The 22,827-nt window shown below is 38.2% G+C and carries 20 protein-coding genes; all 20 read left to right on the plus strand.

Features of this window, described 5'->3' with window-relative positions; genetic code table 11:
* Nucleotides 1-2: 2 nt before the first annotated feature.
* The gene (locus tag AC6BKE_RS12125) at nucleotides 3-362 is read left to right on the plus strand and encodes an Asp23/Gls24 family envelope stress response protein (protein ID WP_004269431.1); all 360 of its coding nucleotides are present in this window, start codon (nucleotides 3-5) and stop codon (nucleotides 360-362) included.
* 18 nt (nucleotides 363-380) lie between these two features.
* Entirely contained in the window at nucleotides 381-2,030 is a 1,650-nt protein-coding gene (locus AC6BKE_RS12130; RefSeq protein ID WP_036124816.1) for a DAK2 domain-containing protein, read from the plus strand.
* Between the two features lie 351 nt (nucleotides 2,031-2,381).
* A complete protein-coding gene (gene sdaAB, locus AC6BKE_RS12135) occupies nucleotides 2,382-3,044 on the plus strand; it encodes an L-serine ammonia-lyase, iron-sulfur-dependent subunit beta (protein ID WP_036124814.1) in 663 nt (220 codons plus the stop codon).
* A gap of 15 nt (nucleotides 3,045-3,059) precedes the next feature.
* Nucleotides 3,060-3,968: an L-serine ammonia-lyase, iron-sulfur-dependent, subunit alpha gene (sdaAA, locus tag AC6BKE_RS12140; RefSeq protein WP_058843493.1), complete on the plus strand. Its 909-nt coding sequence runs from the start codon at nucleotides 3,060-3,062 to the stop codon at nucleotides 3,966-3,968.
* A gap of 957 nt (nucleotides 3,969-4,925) precedes the next feature.
* Complete coding sequence (locus tag AC6BKE_RS12145; RefSeq protein ID WP_499856872.1) at nucleotides 4,926-5,663, plus strand: hypothetical protein; 738 nt, start codon at nucleotides 4,926-4,928, stop codon at nucleotides 5,661-5,663.
* A gap of 298 nt (nucleotides 5,664-5,961) precedes the next feature.
* On the plus strand, nucleotides 5,962-6,096 hold the full coding sequence (locus AC6BKE_RS12150) for a hypothetical protein (protein ID WP_499856873.1): 135 nt from the start codon (nucleotides 5,962-5,964) through the stop codon (nucleotides 6,094-6,096).
* Between the two features lie 926 nt (nucleotides 6,097-7,022).
* Nucleotides 7,023-8,174, plus strand: coding sequence for a M20 metallopeptidase family protein (locus tag AC6BKE_RS12155; protein ID WP_499856874.1), 1,152 nt, complete (start codon nucleotides 7,023-7,025; stop codon nucleotides 8,172-8,174).
* Nucleotides 8,175-8,317: 143 nt separating this feature from the next.
* Nucleotides 8,318-10,363: an ATP-dependent DNA helicase RecG gene (recG, locus tag AC6BKE_RS12160; protein ID WP_036124807.1), complete on the plus strand. Its 2,046-nt coding sequence runs from the start codon at nucleotides 8,318-8,320 to the stop codon at nucleotides 10,361-10,363.
* A gap of 131 nt (nucleotides 10,364-10,494) precedes the next feature.
* Nucleotides 10,495-11,067 (plus strand): transcription factor FapR, encoded by a 573-nt coding sequence (gene fapR / locus AC6BKE_RS12165; RefSeq protein WP_036124838.1) that lies wholly within the window; start codon nucleotides 10,495-10,497, stop codon nucleotides 11,065-11,067.
* 2 nt (nucleotides 11,068-11,069) lie between these two features.
* Entirely contained in the window at nucleotides 11,070-12,062 is a 993-nt protein-coding gene (plsX, locus tag AC6BKE_RS12170; protein WP_058843495.1) for a phosphate acyltransferase PlsX, read from the plus strand.
* An 18-nt stretch (nucleotides 12,063-12,080) separates the two neighbouring features.
* Nucleotides 12,081-13,034: an ACP S-malonyltransferase gene (gene fabD / locus AC6BKE_RS12175; RefSeq protein ID WP_058843496.1), complete on the plus strand. Its 954-nt coding sequence runs from the start codon at nucleotides 12,081-12,083 to the stop codon at nucleotides 13,032-13,034.
* Complete coding sequence (gene fabG / locus AC6BKE_RS12180; RefSeq protein ID WP_058843497.1) at nucleotides 13,027-13,773, plus strand: 3-oxoacyl-[acyl-carrier-protein] reductase; 747 nt, start codon at nucleotides 13,027-13,029, stop codon at nucleotides 13,771-13,773. The genes fabD and fabG overlap by 8 nt, the downstream gene beginning before the upstream one ends.
* Nucleotides 13,774-13,831: 58 nt before the next feature.
* Nucleotides 13,832-14,068 carry an acyl carrier protein gene (acpP, locus tag AC6BKE_RS12185; protein WP_036124798.1) on the plus strand — a complete coding sequence of 79 codons (237 nt, stop codon included), beginning with the start codon at nucleotides 13,832-13,834 and terminating at the stop codon, nucleotides 14,066-14,068.
* 441 nt (nucleotides 14,069-14,509) lie between these two features.
* On the plus strand, nucleotides 14,510-15,274 hold the full coding sequence (rnc, locus tag AC6BKE_RS12190) for a ribonuclease III (RefSeq protein ID WP_036124796.1): 765 nt from the start codon (nucleotides 14,510-14,512) through the stop codon (nucleotides 15,272-15,274).
* Nucleotides 15,275-15,277: 3 nt separating this feature from the next.
* The gene (gene smc, locus AC6BKE_RS12195; RefSeq protein ID WP_499856875.1) at nucleotides 15,278-18,859 is read left to right on the plus strand and encodes a chromosome segregation protein SMC; all 3,582 of its coding nucleotides are present in this window, start codon (nucleotides 15,278-15,280) and stop codon (nucleotides 18,857-18,859) included.
* On the plus strand, nucleotides 18,856-20,148 hold the full coding sequence (gene ftsY, locus AC6BKE_RS12200) for a signal recognition particle-docking protein FtsY (protein ID WP_036124791.1): 1,293 nt from the start codon (nucleotides 18,856-18,858) through the stop codon (nucleotides 20,146-20,148). Before smc ends, ftsY begins: the two co-directional genes overlap by 4 nt.
* Before the next feature lie 201 nt (nucleotides 20,149-20,349).
* Entirely contained in the window at nucleotides 20,350-20,685 is a 336-nt protein-coding gene (locus AC6BKE_RS12205; protein WP_036124788.1) for a putative DNA-binding protein, read from the plus strand.
* Nucleotides 20,686-20,697: 12 nt separating this feature from the next.
* Nucleotides 20,698-22,056, plus strand: a complete 1,359-nt coding sequence (ffh, locus tag AC6BKE_RS12210) for a signal recognition particle protein (RefSeq protein ID WP_036124787.1) — start codon at nucleotides 20,698-20,700, stop codon at nucleotides 22,054-22,056.
* Between the two features lie 94 nt (nucleotides 22,057-22,150).
* A complete protein-coding gene (gene rpsP, locus AC6BKE_RS12215) occupies nucleotides 22,151-22,423 on the plus strand; it encodes a 30S ribosomal protein S16 (RefSeq protein ID WP_004269411.1) in 273 nt (90 codons plus the stop codon).
* A gap of 15 nt (nucleotides 22,424-22,438) precedes the next feature.
* The gene (locus tag AC6BKE_RS12220) at nucleotides 22,439-22,672 is read left to right on the plus strand and encodes a KH domain-containing protein (RefSeq protein WP_004269410.1); all 234 of its coding nucleotides are present in this window, start codon (nucleotides 22,439-22,441) and stop codon (nucleotides 22,670-22,672) included.
* Nucleotides 22,673-22,827: the final 155 nt, after the last annotated feature.

Raw genomic sequence — 22,827 nt, forward strand, 5'->3', positions numbered from 1 at the left:
CTATGTCAATTGAATTAAACAATGAATTCGGCCAAATTGATATTTCAACAGATGTACTTGCACAAATTGCTGGTGGTGCTGCTGTAGAATGCTACGGTATTGTTGGCATGGCATCTAAACATCAAATTCGTGATGGTCTAACTGATATTTTACGTAAAGAAAACTTCGCAAAAGGTGTTGTTATTCGACAACAGGACGACGATTTACATATAGATATGTACATTATTGTTAGTTACGGGACAAAAATTTCGGAAGTTGCTTACCAAGTGCAATCGAAAGTGAAATATACAGTAGATAAAACATTAGGTATGAGCGTAAAATCTGTCAATATCTTTGTACAGGGCGTTCGTGTAGCGAATTAAGAGGAGGAACTAAATCGAATGCAGTCTTTAGACGGTATAAAGTTTGCTGAAATGGTACAAATGGGTGCGCATCATCTATACCAAAATGCAAATTATGTAGATTCATTAAATGTATTCCCAGTACCGGACGGTGATACAGGGACTAATATGAACTTATCGATGACATCTGGCGCAAAGGAAACAGAACTTGCCGCTTCAGAACATATTGGTAAAACAGCACAGGCATTATCAAAAGGTCTTTTAATGGGTGCGCGCGGAAATTCAGGCGTTATTCTATCGCAATTATTCCGAGGCTTTGGGAAGTTTATTGAAAAAGAAGCAACCATTGATGCAAAAGGCTTTGCAGCGGCTTTCCAAGCGGGTGTTGATACAGCTTATAAAGCTGTTATGAAACCTGTGGAAGGAACTATTTTAACAGTAGCACGTGAGGCGGCAAAAAAAGGTGTAGAAGTGGCAGAAACTGAAACCGATATCATTGCCGTGATGGAAGCTTTTATAGCAGAAGCAAAGGCTTCATTAGATCGCACACCTGAATTGCTACCTGTTTTAAAAGAGGTCGGTGTTGTGGATAGTGGTGGTCAGGGCTTACTATTTGTGTATGAAGGGTTTCTAGCCTCTTTAAAAGGTGAGCCTCTTCCAGAGAAAAATGATGCGACCTTAGATGATTTAATCAATGCAGAGCATCATAGAGTACAGGATTTCATGAATACTGAAGATATTGAATTTGGCTATTGTACTGAAATAATGGTGCGTTTAGAAGAAGGGAAAGAACCTTTCGATGAGGAGCATTTCCGTAATGAATTAAATCCTTTGGGGGATTCTTTGCTTGTGATCTCCGATGAAGAAATTGCGAAGGTTCATATCCATTCTGAGCAACCAGGTTCTGTTTTATCAATCGGACAAAAATACGGTAGTCTTATTAAAATAAAAGTTGATAATATGCGTGAGCAGCATTCAGCGATTGTTGGTGAGGAGCATAAAGCACCAACGACTGCCAAAAAAGTAGAAAAACATCCGTATGCTATCGTAACGATTGCGATGGGTGAGGGTGTGGCAGAATTATTGCGCTCTATCGGTGCTTCATATGTCATTGAAGGTGGTCAAACAATGAACCCTTCAACTGAAGATATCGTTAAAGCCGTACAAGAAATCGGTGCAGAAAAAGTATTAATCTTACCGAATAATAAAAATATCGTTATGGCAGCAGAGCAAGCGGTTGAACTATTAGAGATTGACGCAGCGGTTGTTCCTACGAAGACGATTCCACAAGGGATGGCAGCGATTTTAGCGTTTAACCCTGAAGCAGCTGTTGATCTAAATAAAAAGACAATGTCCGATGCATTTGCTAATGTGAAGACAGGTCAAGTAACCTATGCAGTGCGTGATACATCTATTGATGGTGTGGAAATCCGTAAAGATGATTTTATGGCATTAGCAGAAGGTAAAATTGTCCTTTCTACACCAGCATTAAAGGATGCAGCAGAAAAGGTAATCACAGATTTAGTCGATGAAGATGCTGAGATAGTTACAGTGATCTATGGCGAAGATACAACTGAACAGGCTGCTTCAGCATTAGCAGCTTTCATTGAAGAGAACTATCCAGATGTAGAAGTTGAATTATTTGATGGTAAACAAGGGTTATATCCATATATTATTTCAGTAGAATAATTACATGCTACTTTGCTATTCCGTAAAGAAAGCAGTGCACAAAACGTGTACTGCTTTTGTTTATGCTACAAAGAAGAGGATGTATAATATTTAGTAAAAACGTGCTAAATATGAACAGCTAGATGTACGTGTCCAGAGGATAAAAAATTTGGAATTATTGGAATATCAACTGTTTTATTGATGTGTATATATGGTGTGGACAAAAAATAAGCCTATATAGTTACTATAAATTATAGTAGTGGTAATTTTCTGAAAGTTGATAAATTAAATGCTTTACTTTTATAGTAGCTATCAAGCATGATATAAGTAAAAATAAATATTATTATATGAATAGAATAGAGGGGTGTTTGTATGAAGTTTACTTCAGTATTTGATATTATTGGACCAGTCATGATTGGGCCTTCCTCCTCTCATACGGCAGGTGCAGCTCGCATTGGGCGTGTTGCAAGGGATTTATTTGGTAGACAACCTAAATGGGCAAAAATTCATTTATATGGATCATTTGCTGAAACGTATAGAGGACATGGTACAGATGTTGCGATAGTGGGGGGCCTATTAGATTACGATACATTTGATGACCGTATTAAAATAGCATTTGAAGAGGCCGAAAAAGTGGGATTAGAATATGAATTTATTCCCGAAACGGCTAATACGGAGCATCCCAATACAGCTCGGCTTGTCATTGGAGACGATGAAGGGGAAATGTCTGTAGTTGGTATTTCGATTGGTGGCGGAAAAATTGAAATCAGTGAAGTCAATGGTTTTAAGCTACGTTTAACAGGTGGTATGCCAGCAATTCTTGTTGTGCATGATGATCGTGCTGGCTGTATTGCCAATGTAGCCAATTGTTTAGCAATGCATGAAGTCAATATTGGGCATATGGAAGTTTCACGTATAGAACGTGGTTTAACAGCTCTAATGGTGATTGAAATTGATCAAAACATTGAAGATAAGGTGCTACAGCAAATATCTTTAATTCCACATATTACAAAGGTTTCTAAAATTAATAACTAAGGGGGGTGTCCCAAAATGGACGTTTTATTTCATAATGTTCGTGAGCTTGTAGAACGAGCAGAGCAAGAAGAAAAATTAATATCAGAAATCATGATCGAACAGGAAATATTGATTACTGGCAGAACGCGAGAAGAAATCATCCAACAAATGGATCGAAATCTAACCGTGATGGAAGAAGCCATTGAACGAGGATTACAAGGTGTGCAATCAGTAACAGGTTTAACTGGTGGGGACGCCGTATTGCTTCAAAATTATATTGCGCAAGGAAAATCACTATCAGGTGATTTATTATTAGATGCTGTAAGCAAAGCCGTTGCAACAAATGAAGTAAATGCAGCGATGGGAACAATATGTGCAACGCCGACAGCGGGTTCTGCAGGTGTTGTACCAGGAACGCTTTTTGCAGTGAAAAATAAATTAAATCCAACTCGTGAGCAAATGATCCGTTATTTATTTACGTCAGGAGCTTTTGGGTTTGTGGTTGCGAATAACGCTTCCATTTCAGGTGCTGCTGGTGGTTGTCAGGCAGAAGTTGGTTCTGCTGCAGGAATGGCTGCTGCTGCCATTGTTGAAATGGCTGGAGGTACGCCACAGCAATGTTCGGAAGCATTTGCCATTACCTTAAAAAATATGCTTGGTCTTGTCTGTGATCCAGTAGCAGGTCTTGTTGAAGTACCATGTGTCAAACGTAATGCCATGGGTGCATCTAACTCGCTAGTAGCGGCAGATATGGCACTTGCAGGTGTAACAAGTCGTATTCCCTGTGATGAAGTAATTGGCGCTATGTATCGCATTGGGCAATCTATGAGTCCAAACCTTAAAGAGACTGCACGAGGTGGTCTTGCGGCAACACCAACTGGTAAGGCTATTAGTAAGGCCATTCTTGAAAATGGTGGCTTACAAAGTATTAAAGCACTTCAATAAAATTTGAGAAACATGCTATCTACTCCGTAATATGAAAGACAAGTAATGGTAATATATGATAATTTTTCCTGCACTTGTTTATATTTTACACAAGATAAAAAATGTACATTACTAAAATGAACTTTTAGTGGTGTGCATTTTTTATTTTAGTTATATTAATTCAACAAATGAGGATTGCATGTACCTTTCCTACTATGCGAAAAAATGTGTTCAAAGTAGATGTCGATTATAGGTATAAAAGGTATACGAATCATTCTTGTTATGACGGATTAATTGTTTAGGGAGAATCAGTAAAAGTGCGGCTATGCCTATTTTCATTATTGAACTAAAGGTGCAATATGCAGAAATGTATCTTTGTAAATAAATAGTGGTAAATAGAGAACTAGGATTTAAGTGTGAAATAATTTAGATTGAGGTGAAATAATGTATGGAGATAGTTTACCAAGGGTTTTGAATAATAAACTACTTTTTTTAATAGCAACATTGGAAACTGCAATATTTAATGTTACTTGAATGAAAATGATAAGTTTGTACATTATTCCTATGGTTATCATAGTAAGTATTGTGGTAATTTGGTATATATAGTAGTACTATGTAATTTATTTTATTTTAAAAATCTTAAATATGTATTGAAAATAATACCTAAAATGGATTATGATGGTAATAGGATTAAGTGTTGATTAAATTTTTCAGGAATATTTCTATACATGAAATTATCAATATTTTTGTGGATTGTTGTCTTCAAATTTATTTTATTATAATATTTTCTATTCAATTATTTCTCATTAGCATTGGACATATTTACTATAAGTTAATAAGTTATTGAAAAGTGCGGACATATAAACTGATAAATGATAGCTTTAGTTAAAAAATAATGAAATACAGATAATTATGCGTATCACTTTTCAATTCTTAAATAAAAAACATTTTATTTATTATTAAAAAGGAGGAAGTAGTATGAAGCGATTTGGTTTATTAAAGTTATTAGTCATTGCGATTCTAGTTTTTTGTGTAACAATGCCTAGTTTTCAGGGGAATGCTTACGCAGCAAGTGCAAATAGCCCAGAAAAGACTGTTACTGTAAATGGTTATTCTTATACATATTATTCTGGAGTTCATAATAATTCAAACGGTACTTGGGGTCGAGGGGTAGTTAAATTAAATCAAAGTTATCTGCCAGTAGGCTATGTTGGAATTAACGCAAAATTATATGATAGTTCAGGAAGACTTTGGTCAGCTAGCGGGTGGTCATATAATAATAATTCTGGTAACTTTGAAAGTATTGTCGCAGATACAATAACAATTGTTTCAAAAGGAACTTACTATGCCAAATCTGAAATGCAATTTTATAATGGAAATGGATACACTACCTATACTAGTAATGCAACACCGAATCTTCAACGTTCTACAGTTAATAGTATTCCAAACAATGCATATGAAGTTAATGAAAATAATTTAACTTATGGTTCAGATTATTATGCACAGTCAATAGAAGATAGTCCAGATTTAATACAAGCAATTGGAAAAAATGGAGTTGAAGGATATGTTTACTCTAAGGATATTAATTTAGAGTTAAACACACTGAGTGAGGTTTTAGCTTACATTAATTCGGAGCAATCGAATTTTACTTTACCCGTTTATGCTAAAGATGGGATTACTATTATAGATACTTTTGAATTAATTGCTGAATTATAATTATTTCATAAAAATAACGTAATATGAATTTCATTTCGTTATAGGTTTAACAATAGTAACTCATAGTCCCTAACATCCGAAATAGGTGTTAGGGCTATTTGTTTTCAAAAGAATAGGAAGTTGATAAAGGTAATTGCAGTTAAACGATTAATTACTGGAGAAGAAATTAGGAAAGGTATTTGAAGCGAATTCATGATGGTGAATTTCCTCCATTGAGAGGGATTATGCGATGTCCACAATGCGGGGCAAGAATGTTCTTGGTTGCACAACAAACCGTACAAAGTAGGATGAAAAAAGAATGCTAAAATACTATGTATGTGAAGCTTGGAAAAACAACGTGACAAATATTTGTCGTTCGAATGCTATACGAACAGACTATGCTGATCCATATGTTCTCAATAAAATTGTGGAGTTACTCCATACTGAGCATTAGAATTAGTGAATGGCATTAACGATAAACAATCATCCATGTAGGTGCATATTAAATCGTTGTGAAAAATTTAGTATTATTGAAACGGAAGCTGGAGAAGATATGGGAAGCCTATTTAGATGAGTTGATTACAATTGTTCAATATATTGAGAAATCGCGATATTGAACAGCATATTTTCAAGAGGATAAATTGACTAAGAATAAGAGTAAACGAAAAATTGCTTCATTGAATCCAGAGATTTTTTTGCTTGAACGTGGAGAAGTGCAATTAATTAAACGCACTAGATTTAGAGGATCTTAGAGATATATTTTCAGAATTCGGTTTGAATCTATCTAAACGAGTGATTAAATGGAAGATGAAAGATAATGTTGTAGATTACATTGTAGAGGTTTTGCAAAATCGTTCGACCAAATTAAATGCATTTCGTAGTTAAGCTAACTTGGTGTATAAGGGTTGACCGAACAACTATTTTTCCTTAATAATAATTTAGAAATTATAGGGGATATTCAACTCTAGGAATAGCCCTTTTAAATTTTGTCATTTAGATCAATCAAGTTGAACCTTAGAATAATAAAGCCGGTGTTTACAGAGATAGTAGTAAATTTGATATTTAGCTAGATATTAAGATTTCAAAAGAATAATTTAATTCAGAAAGTATTTAGGTTTAGCACAATCAAAAAATACCTCAACCATAAAAGTTGCATACTTCAAAACTGCATCCTATATAGCATGATTCATTATAAGTTGCACGAATCAGTAAAATTTGATTTACCTTACCAACTAATATACTTTTGAATTTCATCTGTTATAGAATCAATAAGTTTTGCAAATTCTTTTACTTTTGTTAAGTACCCATTTTGTATGTGGATTTACAAGACACGCTATCCTCTGCTGGAACGCCCAAGATAAATTAAAAGGAGTTTTTTTAGTGGGAATTACTAATTTGCAATTTTTAACGAAACAAGCAATAGAAGACCGCCGCTATCTTCATCAACACCCAGAGCTTTCAGGTCAGGAATTTGAAACAAGTCAATTCATCCGCAAAAGATTAGAGCATCTTAAAATAGAAGTAATAGACTACGGTTCTCCTAGTGTAGTGGCTATGATTCAAGGGACAAAAGGTAAAAAGACAATAGCTTTACGAGCTGATATAGATGCATTACCAATTGTTGAAGAAGGTGATAAACCCTATATCTCTCAAAAGCCAGGTGTGGCACATATGTGTGGTCATGATGGGCATACAGCGATTTTATTGGCAGTAGCACAATGGATAGCGATGAATAAGGAAAAAATCGAGCCAAATATTATGCTTATTTTCCAATCAGCTGAGGAAATCACACCAAGTGGAGCAGACTTTTTAATTCAAAATGGTGTTTTAGAAGGTGTCGATGCTATTTTCGGTATTCATTTATGGCAAGGTTTAGAAAAAGGGAAAATTGGATTAACGCATGGACCAATGATGGCTTCAGTTGATGATTTTGAAATTGAAATTCAAGGTCATGGTGGACATGGTTCAATGCCACATGAAACGATTGATCCCATTTATATTGCGAGCCATTTAATGCAAGCCTTTCAGAGTATCATTAGCCGAACAATCAATCCTATTGAGGCTGGCGTTATTACAGTAGGAAATATTCAAGCAGGAACAACGTATAACATTATTCCAGAGACAGCAAAATTAATAGGAACGATTAGGGCATTAACTCCTGAAACAGTAGCTACCATTCAAACGAAGATGGTAAGTTTAACAGAAGGGGTTTGCCATGCTTTTGGGGCGAAAGGGACAATCGATTTTATTATAGGGACGCCTCCCCTTATCAATGATCCTCAGCAATCACGCTTCGTAGAATCTATCGTTTGTGAAAATTTTGGGCAGGATGTATTCGAGCTTGTTGATCCAGTAATGGGGGGCGAGGATTTTTCATATTATCTAAAGCATAAGCCAGGTGCATTTATTTTTGTTGGGATGGGTGGCGAAAAAAGCCAATATCCACATCATCATCCAAAATTTGATTTAGATGAAGATGTCTTTCCTGATGCCATTAAGCTTTTTATTGACATGATTTTGCAATATAAATGACAGACGTTTATAACCCTATCATGCATTGATGGGGTTTTTGCTTATGTGTAGAGGCTGCGAATTAATATATGATACATTAGATAGAGGAAGCTAGGATGGTTACATAAAGAGTACCACTTGAATGAAGGGAGTTGTGGGATAGGATGACTGAATTATTTAGCCATGTCAATGAAGTGAAAGGCATCGGGAAAGAAACAGCAGCACATCTTGAATCACTAGGCATCAATACAGTAGCTGATTTATTATGGACGTTCCCACATCGACATGAAGATTTTCGTTTAAAAGATTTAGCGCAAACACCACATAACGAACGCGTTACAGTTGAGTGCAAGGTAGAACGTGAGCCTACGATATTATTTTTAGGTCGTAATAAATCAAGACTTCAGGTAACAGTTTTGGCAGGACGTCACTTAGTAAAAGTTGTATTTTTCAATCAAGGTTATTTAAAGCAAAAGCTTGTACCGGGTTCCATTATTACCGTGACGGGGAAATGGGATCGTGGTAGACAAGTAATCAATGGTACAACTGTCACATTTGGGCCAAAAACAGATCAAGTAGACTTTGAGCCAGTGTATAGTCTGAAAGGTTTGATTCCACAAAAAAGATTTCGTAAATATATGCGACAAGTGTTAGATGATTTTGGTGCAGAGCTACCAGAGGCGATTCCATATTATTTACAGGAGTCCTATAAGCTTGTTCCGATACGAGAGGGCTTGGAGGGTATCCATTTTCCGCTGGATGCTGGGCATGCTAAACAAGCAAGAAGACGCTTTGCTTATGAGGAGCTATTAAACTTCCAATTGCGTATACAGGCATTACGTAAAACGCGGAAAGAGAGTGAGCGTGGCACAATCATTCAGTTTGATGTGCATAAACTACGAGCATTTATTGCTTCATTGCCCTATGAATTAACAAATGCTCAAAAACGAGTGGTTAATGAAATTTGTAAAGATTTGAAGGAACCACATCGAATGAATCGTTTGCTGCAAGGCGACGTAGGTTCTGGGAAAACAGTAGTAGCGGCAATCGGTTTATATGCAGCTGTGACAGCGGGCTTTCAAGGAGCCTTAATGGCACCAACTGAAATTTTAGCGGAACAGCACTTGGAGAACTTAAAAGAATGGTTTCAACCCTTTGATGTTCGTGTTGCTTTGTTATCTGGGTCAACTAAAACAAAGGAGCGACGTGGGATTTTAGCAGATTTGGCAAATGGTGATCTTGACATTGTCATTGGCACACATGCGTTAATTCAGCCAGATGTTATATTTCAAAAGCTAGGTTTTGTCATCACAGATGAGCAGCATCGCTTTGGTGTGGAACAACGTCGAATTTTGCGTGATAAAGGGGAGAATCCAGATGTCCTCTTTATGACAGCTACTCCTATACCGCGTACACTTGCTATTACTGCATTTGGGGAAATGGATGTATCGATAATTGATGAAATGCCAGCGGGCCGTAAACAGATTGAAACGCATTGGATGAAAAAAGAGCAACTCGGCTCTGTGATGTCCAAGCTAGAATTGGAGCTAGCGGCTGGAAGACAAGCTTATGCTATTTGTCCACTTATTGAGGAATCTGATAAGCTTGATGTTCAAAATGCTGTAGAAATTTATGAGCAACTAGCCACTTATTTTAAAGATCGTTATCAGGTCGGTTTAATGCATGGACGTTTATCAGCCGATGAAAAAGATGCGGTGATGCGCGATTTTAGTGAAGGAACAATTCAGCTTTTAGTTTCTACAACAGTTGTGGAGGTAGGTGTTAATGTACCGAATGCTACCTTTATGATTGTCTATGATGCTGAGCGTTTTGGCCTAGCGCAATTGCACCAGCTCAGAGGGCGTGTCGGGCGTGGTGAGCACCAGTCATACTGTATTTTACTTGCTGATCCTAAGTCTGATGAAGGGAAAGAGCGTATGCAGTCGATGACGGAAACGAATGATGGTTTCCGTTTAGCTGAAAAAGATTTAGAATTAAGGGGACCAGGGGACTTTTTTGGTAGAAAGCAAAGTGGTTTGCCAGATTTTAAAGTAGCTGATTTAGTACATGATTATCGTATACTCGAGACCGCAAGAAAAGATGCAACAGAGATGCTTGAAACAAAAGCGTTTTGGCAGGATGATGACTATCAATACTTGCGTAAAATGCTAGAAGAGTCGGGTGTATTACAGGGAGAGCGCTTCGATTAGTATTGAGGGCTTATGAGCATAGGAGAATGTGAGTACTTGATTTCAAAACAAGTCTTGCATTCTTTTTTTATACTCTATATACTGATATTAGTACCAAGTGCTAATAACAACTCAAAAGGTGGCGAATGATGTTGAGACGAACGAAAAAAGAGCGACAGCGACTACTATCTGAAACGATAGCTGAAAATCCATTCGTCACAGATGAACAGCTAGCAACACAGTTTCAGGTAAGTGTCCAAACAATTCGTTTAGATCGTATGGAGTTATCTATACCAGAATTACGAGAGCGAATTAAAGATGTTGCTTCTAAAAACTATGAAAATGAAGTAAAATCTCTACCGATTGATGAAGTCATCGGAGAAATTGTAGATATTGAATTAGATAATCGAGCACTATCGATTTTTGATGTACAAGAAGAGCATGTTTTTCAGCGCAATGGCATCGCACGTGGACATCATTTGTTTGCACAAGCAAACTCATTAGCGGTCGCAGTAATTGATGACGAACTAGCATTAACCGTACATTCCAATATTACATTTGTGAAACCTGTGCGTGCTGGAAATCGTGTTATTACAAAAGCGATTGTTATCGGACGAGATGATCTTAATCATCGTACAAAAGTCGAGGTAACATCTACCGTAAATGGTGAAACCGTTTTTGTTGGTGAATTTGATATGTACCGCACGAAAGGTAAAGGTGAGTAACAATGAAATTAGCGCTTGATGGAATGGGTGGAGACAATGCACCAAAATCAGTTGTTGAAGGTGCACTCTTAGCATTAGAGCAAATCCCAAATTTAGAAATCCAATTATATGGTCAGCAAGATAAGCTTGAGCCATTTTTAAAACAACATGATCGATTAACAATCATACATTGTGAGGAAATAGTAGAAGGAACGGATGACCCTGCACGTGCTGTTCGTCGAAAAAAGGATTCTTCAATGGCTCGCATGATGGAATCGGTGGAAGAAGGTAGAGCAGATGCTTGCCTATCTGCTGGGAATACCGGAGCGTTAATGGCAGGGGGCTTATTTAAAGTTGGCCGAATTGAGGGGATAGCCCGTCCAGCTTTGGCTACAACATTACCGACATTGGATGGTAAAGGCTTCTTAATGCTTGATTTAGGAGCAAATGCAGATGCACGACCAGAGCACTTAGTGCAATATGCGATTATGGGTGATATTTATGCTAAAAAGGTTGGAGGCTTACAAAAACCACGAATTGGCCTATTAAATATCGGTACTGAGGAAAAAAAGGGTAATGAATTAACGAAAGCTGCCTTCGAATTATTGAAGGAAGCTGATTTGAATTTTATTGGTAATGTAGAAGCGCGTGATTTGCTTGAAGGAGTAGCGGATGTTGTTGTAACAGATGGCTTTACAGGCAATATGGTGTTGAAGTCTATTGAAGGGACGGCTGGCGCTTTATTTTCAATGTTAAAAGAGGCATTTATGTCATCAACGAAAACGAAAATTTCAGCAGCACTCATGAAAAATAATTTACGTGACTTAAAAAATAAAATGGACTACACAGAGTATGGTGGTGCAGGGTTGTTTGGCTTACAAGCACCTGTAATTAAAGCGCATGGCTCATCGAATGCAAAAGCAATTTTTAGTGCGATTCGACAAGCTAATACGATGGTAGAGCATGCTGTTATTTCGACGATTACTGATACAGTACGTCACTTAGAAATTGATTAAACAAAGGGGATTATTCAAATGACGAAAATAGCATTTATTTTTCCAGGACAAGGTTCGCAAGTAGTAGGGATGGGTCAAGAGTTTGTTGAAAATGCAGCAGACAGTAAAGCATTTTATGATCGTGCAGATCAAGCTCTTCAATTTGAATTATCTAAGTTAATGTTAGAAGGTCCAGCTGAGGAGTTAACACTGACATACCACGCTCAGCCAGCACTTCTTACTACGGGTGTAATGGTAGCTGAAAAGCTGCGTGCAGCAGGAATTCAGCCACACTATGCTGCGGGTCATTCGCTTGGAGAATATGGTGCATTGGTTTTAGCAGGCGTAATGTCATTTGATGATGCCGTGTCTATCGTGCATAAACGTGGTCTTTATATGAATGAAGCTGTACCAGCAGGACAAGGAGCGATGGCAGCGATTCTAGGGATGGAATTAGAGGCATTGAACGCAGTTACAGAGCTGGTTTCAGCAGCGGGTGATTCTGTGCAGGTAGCCAATGTGAATTGTCCAGGACAAATTGTTATCTCAGGCACTAAAGAAGGTGTAGATAAAGCGATTATTGCTGCAAAAGAAGCAGGGGCAAAGCGCGCAATACCTTTAGTTGTGAGCGGTCCATTTCATTCTGAATTGATGCGACCATCCTCAGAGAAACTGCAAGCAGCATTAGCAGAGATTACTTTATCTGCACCTGAAATCCCTGTTATCGGCAATGTAATGGCGAAGGAATTAAAGGATGTACCAGCGATTCAGCAGGAGCTAGTTGAACAGGTATATAGTGCAGTGCAATGGGAAGCATCTATGCGTGAAATGATTGCACAAGGTGTCGATGTCTTTATCGAATGTGGACCTGGCAAAGTATTAAGCGGTCTCTTGAAAAAAATTGATCGTTCAGTTGCTGCTTATTGTGTCTATGATGAAGCATCATTAGAAGCGGTTTTAGAAGCGTCGAAGGAGTGGTCAATCAATGCGTAAATTAGAAGGTAAAGTAGCTGTTGTAACAGGAGCTTCAAGAGGGATTGGACGTGCTATTGCTGTAAAGCTTGCTGAGGAAGGTGCTAAGGTTGTAGTAAACTATAGTGGCTCACAGGCAAAAGCGGAAGAAGTCGTTGAGATGATTCAAGCAAACGGTGGGGAAGCCATTGCGGTGCAAGCTAGCGTTTCACAGACGGAAGAAGTAACCGCATTAATGGATGCCGCTGTGAAAACATTTGGTTCTCTTGATATTTTAGTGAATAATGCAGGTATTACTAGAGATAACCTGTTAATGCGTATGAAGGAAGACGAATGGGACGATGTATTAAATACGAATCTTAAAGGGGTTTTCCTTTGTACAAAGGCGGTAACACGTCAAATGATGAAGCAACGTGCAGGTCGTATTATTAATATTTCTTCCATCGTTGGTGTAGCGGGTAATGCTGGTCAAGCAAACTATGTTGCGGCTAAAGCAGGTGTTATTGGACTCACAAAAACGACGGCAAAAGAATTAGCTTCACGCAATATTTTAGTTAATGCGATTGCGCCAGGCTTTATTGAAACAGAAATGACAGAGCAACTACCAGAAGATATTAAAAAAGGTATGCTTACGCAGATTCCTCTTGCGAAACTTGGACAGCCAGAGGATATTGCCAAGGCAGTAGCTTTCCTTGCTTCCGATGATGCTAACTATATGACAGGGCAAACGCTTCATATAGATGGTGGTATGGTAATGTAATTTCGATTAGGCATATACGCTGATTTTTTGTATAATCATTTGAGGGGAGGTGAATCATTTGTCTACAGTATTAGAACGTGTAACAAAAGTAATCGTGGACCGTTTAGGTGTTGAAGAAAGCGAGGTAACACTTGAAGCTTCTTTCCGTGATGATTTAGGTGCTGACTCATTAGACGTAGTTGAACTTGTAATGGAACTTGAAGACGAGTTTGATATGGAAATTTCTGATGAAGATGCTGAAAAAATCTCAACAGTAGGTTCTGCAATTTCATACATCGAAAGTAAATTAAACTAATTTCGTTAAAACTTTATTTAGCGAAAATGGATCACCTTTATAGATGTGATGGTCATCATAATACACAATGGTATTTATGATAGCATGAATAAAGTAGAAATAGTTTGTCTGCTTTGACTTGATAGAAGAAGCAGCTTCAATGAACAAAGATGTATTCAAAGGGGACGAAATAGATCGATTTTCGATCTATTGACGTCCCTTTTTCATGTTAAAAATCGGGGGCATAATGTCTAAAATTTTTTTGAACTGACGACTGGAGTTAACCAAAAATCGTCCCACAAGCATTCAACTTTCATTTTAGAGGAGATCATTTTCTATGAATAAGATAAATTTTCGAAAAAATTTCCAAAACATTGTGTTTAAGCCGAAATACTTTTGCATAAACGCCTTGAAAAAGGTACACTAAAACGGTAGAAACTATTAGGAAGGCAGATTTGTTCAATGGCTATGAAAAGAAAAGGAACTATGCAGAAATCTGGCGTACTTCCTGAAAAAGTACGCAACCAATTCGAGCTGTTACAGCATGAATTAAATATCACTTTTATTAATAAAAATTTATTGTATCAAGCATTCACGCATTCATCTTATGTGAATGAGCATCGCCGTAAGCTATTTACGGATAATGAGCGTCTTGAATTTTTAGGAGACGCAGTACTTGAACTATCTGTTTCTAAATATCTTTTTGAGAAATACCCAAATATGAGCGAGGGTGAGTTAACAAAGTTAAGAGCTTCTATCGTTTGTGAGCCATCACTAGTTATTTTTGCGAATGAATTAGGCTTTGGACGCTTCGTGTTACTTGGAAAAGGTGAGGAATTAACAGGTGGTCGGGAACGCCCAGCGCTACTTGCAGATGTGTTTGAATCATTTGTAGGTGCACTCTATCTAGATCAAGAATTACAAACGGTCGTGTCGTTTTTAGAGCGTATCGTGTTCCCAAAAGTAGAAGTAGGTGCTTTTTCGCATGTGATGGATTTTAAAAGTCAATTGCAAGAAATGGTACAACAAACCAATAATGGACTTCTTCATTACGAAATAATCGATGAAAAAGGCCCAGCACATAACCGTACCTTTGTATCAAGCGTATTATTGAACGGGCAAGAGCTTGGTATTGGTCGTGGAAAATCAAAAAAAGAAGCCGAGCAGCAAGCTGCACAATGTGCAATGCGAATGATGCGTGAAGAAGCTGCAAAAGAGGAGGCTTAATAGATGTTCCTAAAACGACTAGAAGTGATTGGCTTTAAATCCTTTGCGGAGCGCATTGGAATTGATTTTGTACCCGGTGTTACAGCGGTTGTTGGACCAAATGGCAGTGGAAAAAGTAATGTCACAGATGCGATTCGTTGGGTACTTGGGGAGCAATCGGCAAAGTCGTTACGTGGAGCAAAGATGGAAGATGTTATTTTTGCTGGCAGTGACTCTCGTAAGCCACTCAACTTTGCAGAGGTAACACTTATATTAGACAATACTGACGAGCAACTTGCTTTTTCTTATACAGAAGTCAGCGTAACAAGACGCGTATACCGTTCAGGTGATAGTGAATATTTATTAAATAACCAACAGTGTCGCCTGAAGGATATTACGGACTTGTTTATGGATTCAGGGCTTGGGAAAGAGGCATTTTCAATTATTTCTCAAGGCCGTGTTGATGAAATCTTAAATAGCCGCCCTGACGACCGTCGTTCGATTTTTGAAGAGGCAGCTGGCGTTTTAAAGTATAAAATAAGAAAGAAAAAAGCAGAGCATAAGCTTGTAGAGACAGATGAGAATTTGTATCGTGTATTAGATATACTCCATGAATTAGACAACCGATTAGAGCCGCTTGAAATGCAGGCTTCTAGTGCGAGAGACTATGTCCAAATGTCTACCGAGCTAAAAGATTTTGATATTGCCATTCTTGTGCATGATTTTAAAAATTGTGCACAATCTTTGCATGCACTAAAAGCTGAATTTACCGAGCTGTCTGCAACTGAGCAACAACAAGCTCAAAATATTGCAACAATCGATATACAAACAACCAATATTCGCAAGTTATTAAAAGAACTTGATGATTATTTGGATGTTTCACAGGCTGATCTTGTCAATGCCACAATGGAGGTAGAGCGTTGGGATGGTCGTAAAGCACTAATGGCTGAAAAACGACAAAATGCTTCCAATCAACTACTGCAGCTGAATGCGACATTACAAGAAGCAAAAGAAGAAGTAGACGTACTGCTTGTACAAGAACAGGAGAAAAAAGAAGCATTTTCAGAGAAACAGCAAGCACTCTCCATACTCAAGCAGAGCATTAAACAGTTAGAACAGTCATTAAATCGTTCTGTTACGGAAATTGAACAAGAAATTGAAGAACAAAAAAATCGATATATTGATTCATTGAATGAAGAAGCAACTATTAAGAATGAATTGAAAAATATCGATCAGCAATTAGCGCAACAAAAGGCTATGGCAGCAAGAATGTCCAATCAAACTGATGAAATTGGACACGAGCTTACGCAAATTGTTGCTGAGAAAGAAAAGCTAGTCGCTGAACACACTTCCACAACAAATGATTTGCAAGCTAAGCTTGAACAATATGAGTCGCTGCAAGTTCAGTTAAAAAATACAAATTCTTCCTTTGCTGAGAAACAGGATATGCTGTATAAAGCTTATCAGCATCAGCAGCAATTAAAGGCGAGAAAAGATACATTAGCCGAGTTGGAAGCCGATTTTTCAGGATTTTTCCAAGGAGTTAAAGAAGTTTTGCTTGCTCGTGATAAAGGTGAATTACAAGGAATTGAGGGGGCTGTCGCTGAATTACTACAAGTTGAGGGGAAATACTCTCAAGCGATAGAAACAGCTTTAGGTGCAGCCTCTCAGCATATTGTCACAACGAATGAACGACATGCACAGCAAGCCATTCATTGGTTAAAGCAAAAACGAGCTGGACGAGCTACTTTTTTACCAAAAACCGTGATGAAGTCACGTAAAGTTAATCCAGCTACGATCCAATTAGCGATAGAGCATCCAGCTTTTATTCAAATAGCAGATGCGCTTGTGACATTTAATGAAGATAATCGTACAATTGTTGAAAATCTTTTAGGGCATGTCATTGTGGCAGCAAATCTGGAAGGGGCCAGTCAAATCGCTCGATTATGTGGTTTCCGATACCGAGTGGTCACACTTGATGGAGATATTGTCAATGCAGGGGGTTCTTTAACGGGTGGTGCTATGAAACAGCAATCCTCACTCTTTACAAGAAAAGCCGAATTAGATGATTTAATCCTCAAGCTAGAGTCATTACAGGATTCCATTTATAGTGCTGAACAGGCTGTAGCAACCGAAAAAGACAAGCTTGCAACACTTCGAGATCAAGTAGAACAGTTAAAGCTTGAAGGAGAGCAATTACGAAAAGATGAGATGCAACAGGCTGGTCGTATCCGCGAGTTAGAGGTTGTTGAAAAAAGCTTATCAGCCCGAGTATCTTTTACTTCAACTGAAACTCAAGATGTAAAAACACGTGAGGAAGCATTGTTATCACAAAAGCAAGAGGCAATGGAGCGATTAAACGCACTAGCCGATGAGCTTGTCGAAATCAATGATACTGTCGAGCAATTAAGTAAGGTAAAGCTACAAGGTGAGACAGAGAAGGACGTATTACGAGAGCAACTAGCGGAAAAACGTTCACAATTAGCAGTAATGCAAGAACAAATGTCGCAAGTTCAAATTTCCACTGCTGAGCTAGCACTACAATTGAACAAAGCTCAACAAAAAGTTGAAAATATTTCTCAGGAAATATTATGGCTTCAATCCGATGAATCGACAAATCATTTAAGTGATGAAGAGGTTGAGGAGCAGGTAATCACATGGAAAGCGAGAAGAGATGCCTTACAAGAGACTATTTCTCGAAAGAAAGAGGAGAAGGTAGGGCAACAACAAGAACTCACAACATTAGAAGAACAACTGAAAGAAATGCAACGTATACATAAAGGATACCTTGAAGCAATACGTGCAAATGAGTTGAAACAAAGCCGTTTAGAATTTGAAATGGATAATTTCAAAGAACAACTCGAAGAAAACTATCAGTTAACATTTGAAGAGGCAGAGGAAGAAGCTCTTTCGATAGAAGACGAAGAGTTCGTACGACGCCGTGTGAAACTGTTGAAAAAATCCATTGAAGAGCTTGGTCCTGTTAATTTAGGGGCGATTGAGGAATATGAACGAGTACTTGAACGTCATACATTCTTAACTGAACAACGAGAGGATTTACTTGCTGCACAGGAAACATTGCATGAAGCCATTAAAGAAATGGATGAAGAAATGACATTGCGCTTTAGTGAAACGTTCTATGCAATACGAGAACAATTTAAACTTGTTTTCCGTGAATTGTTTGGCGGTGGGCAAGCGGATTTAGTGTTAATTGATCCGCAAAATTTACTAGAAACAGGCATTGAAATAGTGGCACAACCTCCAGGGAAAAAACTACAAAATTTAAGTTTGCTTTCTGGTGGTGAGCGAGCACTGACAGCAATTGCCTTATTATTCTCTATCCTAAATATACGACCTGTACCATTCTGTATTCTCGACGAAGTAGAGGCGGCTTTGGATGAGGCTAATGTTGTGCGCTATAGCCAGTATCTAAAAAGATTTAGCCGTGACACACAATTCATTGTTATTACACATCGTAAAGGGACGATGGAGGGAGCTGATGTCTTGTATGGTATAACAATGCAAGAATCGGGTGTATCAAAACTCGTATCAGTAAAATTAGAAGATGAACCCGTACTTGCGGAGCAAAGGAGCGAACAAGCATGAGTTTTTTTAAGCGTTTAAAAGATAAATTAATGGGAAATCCAGCCGAGGAAGAAAAACTAGAGGCGCTTGACAATGAGCAGGATGCTGATCTTCAAGAGCTAGATCTAGATGAAGCAAACGAAACGGCTGCTATTGAGACTGTTGATGTAGAAGTGGTTGAGCAAATAGAAGAATCTCCAGAGATGGAAATTGTGAAAGAAGCAGCAGTAGAACCTTCAACTGAAATAGAAAAAGAACAACCAGAAATACAGCCAGAAGTACAAGATCTGGAAGTACAAGAGCTAGCAGTTATTGAGGATACACCAGTAGAGGAGAAAAAGCCTTCTGCTTGGTCGATTACACAAAAATTCAAGGCTGGTCTTGAAAAAACACGTAATTCCTTTACTTCTAAAGTGAACGACCTTGTTGCGCGTTATCGTAAAGTGGATGAGGATTTCTTTGAAGAATTAGAGGATTTATTATTACAAGCTGATGTCGGCTTTGAAACAGTTATGGAGCTAATGGATAAACTGCGTTTCGAAGTACAACGTAAAAATATAAAAGATACGAACGGTATCCAAGCCGTGATTTCTGAGAAGCTTGTAGAAATTTATGAGCAAGGTGAAGAAGATTTAATTGATCTAAATATGCAGCCAGATGGTGAGCTGACAGTTATTCTATTTGTCGGAGTAAATGGCGTTGGAAAAACGACAACGATCGGCAAACTAGCGCATCGCTTAAAAACACAAGGGAAAACCGTTGTTTTAGCTGCTGGTGATACGTTCCGTGCTGGTGCGATAGATCAATTACAAGTATGGGGAGATCGTGTCGGTTGTGAAGTTATCAAACAATCTGAGGGCTCTGATCCAGCGGCAGTCATGTATGATGCGATTCGTGCAGCCAAAAATAGAAAAGCCGATGTATTAATTTGCGATACAGCTGGTCGCTTGCAAAACAAAGTGAACTTAATGAATGAACTTGAAAAGGTACATCGTGTCATTTCACGTGAAATTCCAAATGCGCCACATGAAGTATTATTAGCATTAGATGCCACAACAGGCCAAAATGCACTTGTGCAAGCACAAACATTTAAAGAAGCAACGAATGTAACAGGTATTGTCTTAACGAAGCTAGACGGTACAGCTAAGGGCGGGATTGTGCTTGCTATTCGCAATAAGCTGCACATTCCTGTGAAATTTGTTGGTCTTGGTGAGAAAATGGATGATCTACAGCCATTTGATGCTGAACGATATGTTTATGGTTTATTTGCCGATGGTTTGGATAAAGAATTAGAAAATAATGAAGATTAACAGCGAACATCGCTGAGTAATTTTATAAAACGCTCGACTGTGTATAGGTGAATTGACTTGTTTAAAAGAGTAATACTTGCTAAAGGCGTAAAATATGCCTGCAAGCAGACATTTAAGCTTTTAGACAAGGAGATTACCTTGACACAGACGGGCGCTTTTCGTTATGATACAAATGACTAATAGCGGGAGGAGAAACATTCGATGCTACTTGAAAAAACAACACGCATGAACTTTCTCTTCGACTTTTATCAAGCATTATTAACAGATAAGCAAAGAAGTTATATGGAACTATACTATTTGGATGATAACTCTCTAGGAGAAATCGCTGAATCGTATGGAGTTTCACGCCAAGCTGTTTACGATAATATTCGTCGAACAGAAGCGATGCTTGAGGAATATGAAGAAAAATTATGTTTACTTGAAAAATTTCAACAACGTACCCAAATGCTGTCACAGCTTACAATGGGGATTACAGAGAAAAGTATGACAGATGAACAGCAGTTAGCACTTATTGAACAGCTGAAAGAATGGGATTAGGAGGCGAAAGCAATGGCTTTTGAAGGATTAGCGGAACGACTCCAAGGAACGATCCAAAAGATTAAAGGCAAAGGGAAAGTATCAGAGCAAGACGTTAAAGAAATGATGCGAGAAGTCCGATTTGCTTTAATCGAAGCGGATGTTAACTTAAAAGTAGTCAAAGAGTTTGTGAAAAAGGTAAGTGAGCGTGCTGTCGGTGTTGAAGTTATGCAAAGCTTAACACCAGGGCAGCAAGTTATTAAAATCGTACAAGATGAATTAACGGAATTAATGGGTGGCGAACAAAGCCCTATTAAGTTTAATACAAAGCCGCCAACAGTCATTATGATGGTCGGTTTACAAGGTGCGGGTAAAACGACGACTACAGGAAAACTGGCAAATGTCTTACGGAAAAAATTTAATCGTAAGCCGTTACTAGTTGCCGCAGACGTTTATCGCCCAGCAGCCGTTCAACAGCTACAAACATTAGGTAAACAGTTATCATTACCTGTTTTTGCTTTAGGAACCGAGGTATCTCCAGTAGAAATTGCTCGTCAAGCAATCGAATTGGCAAAGGAAGAGCATCATGATGTGGTGATTATCGATACGGCTGGTCGTCTTCATATCGATGAAGATTTAATGCAGGAATTAAAAGATATTCGTGCATTAAAAGAGCCAGATGAGGTATTCCTTGTTGTCGATGCTATGACAGGTCAGGATGCTGTCAATGTGGCAGAAAGCTTTAATGAGGCCATTGGTATTACAGGCGTTGTTTTAACAAAACTTGATGGTGATACTCGTGGTGGTGCTGCATTATCCATCCGTTCTGTAACGCAGAAACCGATTAAGTTTGTCGGTATGGGTGAGAAAATGGATGCGCTAGAGCCTTTCCATCCAGAGCGTATGGCGTCTCGTATATTAGGTATGGGAGATGTTCTGTCGCTGATCGAAAAGGCGCAAGCAAATGTAGATGAAGCAAAAGCCAAAGAATTAGAAGAAAAATTCAAGTCCCAAACCTTTACATTTGATGATTTCGTTGAACAATTACAACAAGTCAAAAAAATGGGGCCACTTGATGAAATTTTAAAAATGCTCCCAGGTGCAAACAAAATCAAAGGCTTGGATAATGTAAAAGTAGATGATAAACAAATGGGGCGTGTAGAGGCCATTATTTACTCGATGACCCCTGCTGAAAAGACCAACCCAGAAATCATAAATGGTAGCCGTAAAAAGCGTATTGCTAAAGGCTCTGGGACATCTATTCAAGAGGTGAATCGTCTCATTAAGCAATTCGATGAAATGAAAAAAATGATGAAGCAAATGACTGGAATGGCAAGTGGTAAAGGCAAGAAAAAAATGAAATTACCAGGCTTTGATTCATTGTTTAAATAATAATTTTTAGGTGTTAAGAAAAAACACTTTACAAACAACCTAAACATTGATAATATACTATCTTGTGTGAAACTTATTCGGAGGTGCTATTAAAATGGCAGTTAAAATTCGCTTAAAACGTATGGGAGCTAAAAAATCTCCTTTCTATCGTATCGTAGTTGCAGACGCTCGTTCACCACGTGACGGTCGTCAAATCGAAACAGTTGGTACTTACAACCCACTAACTCAACCAGCTACTGTAAACATTGATGAAGAGAAAGCTCTTAAATGGTTAGCTGACGGTGCAAAACCATCAGATACAGTGCGTAACCTGTTCTCAGAACAAGGTATCATGGAAAAATTCCATAACCAAAAATTCAGTAAATAATCGGGGGCGACGTCTTTGAAGCAGCTGATTGAAGCAATCGTTTTACCGTTAGTCGATTATCCAGAAGAAGTTCGTATTGAGACGGATGAAAATGCAAATCGAATTGTTTATAAACTTTTTGTTCATCCAGAGGATCGAGGGAAAGTCATAGGCAAGCAAGGGCGAGTAGCGAAAGCGATTCGTACAATTGTTTATTCAGCGGCAGGTAGTCACCATCAAAAGAAGACCTACGTCGATATATTGGATTAATAGAAAAGATTTTCACGCTCTTGCAACAAGTACAAATGAGTCCTGATAGGTGTGTTTACATGTCGCTTAGGAGTTCAAAGTGGCTTTTAGCATGAAACGTAAAATCTGGACAAAGAAGGAGGGAGCTTGTAGGTTCCTTCCTTTTTTTATCTTGT

The sequence above is a fragment of the Lysinibacillus sp. COL-1 genome, from assembly GCF_059814265.1.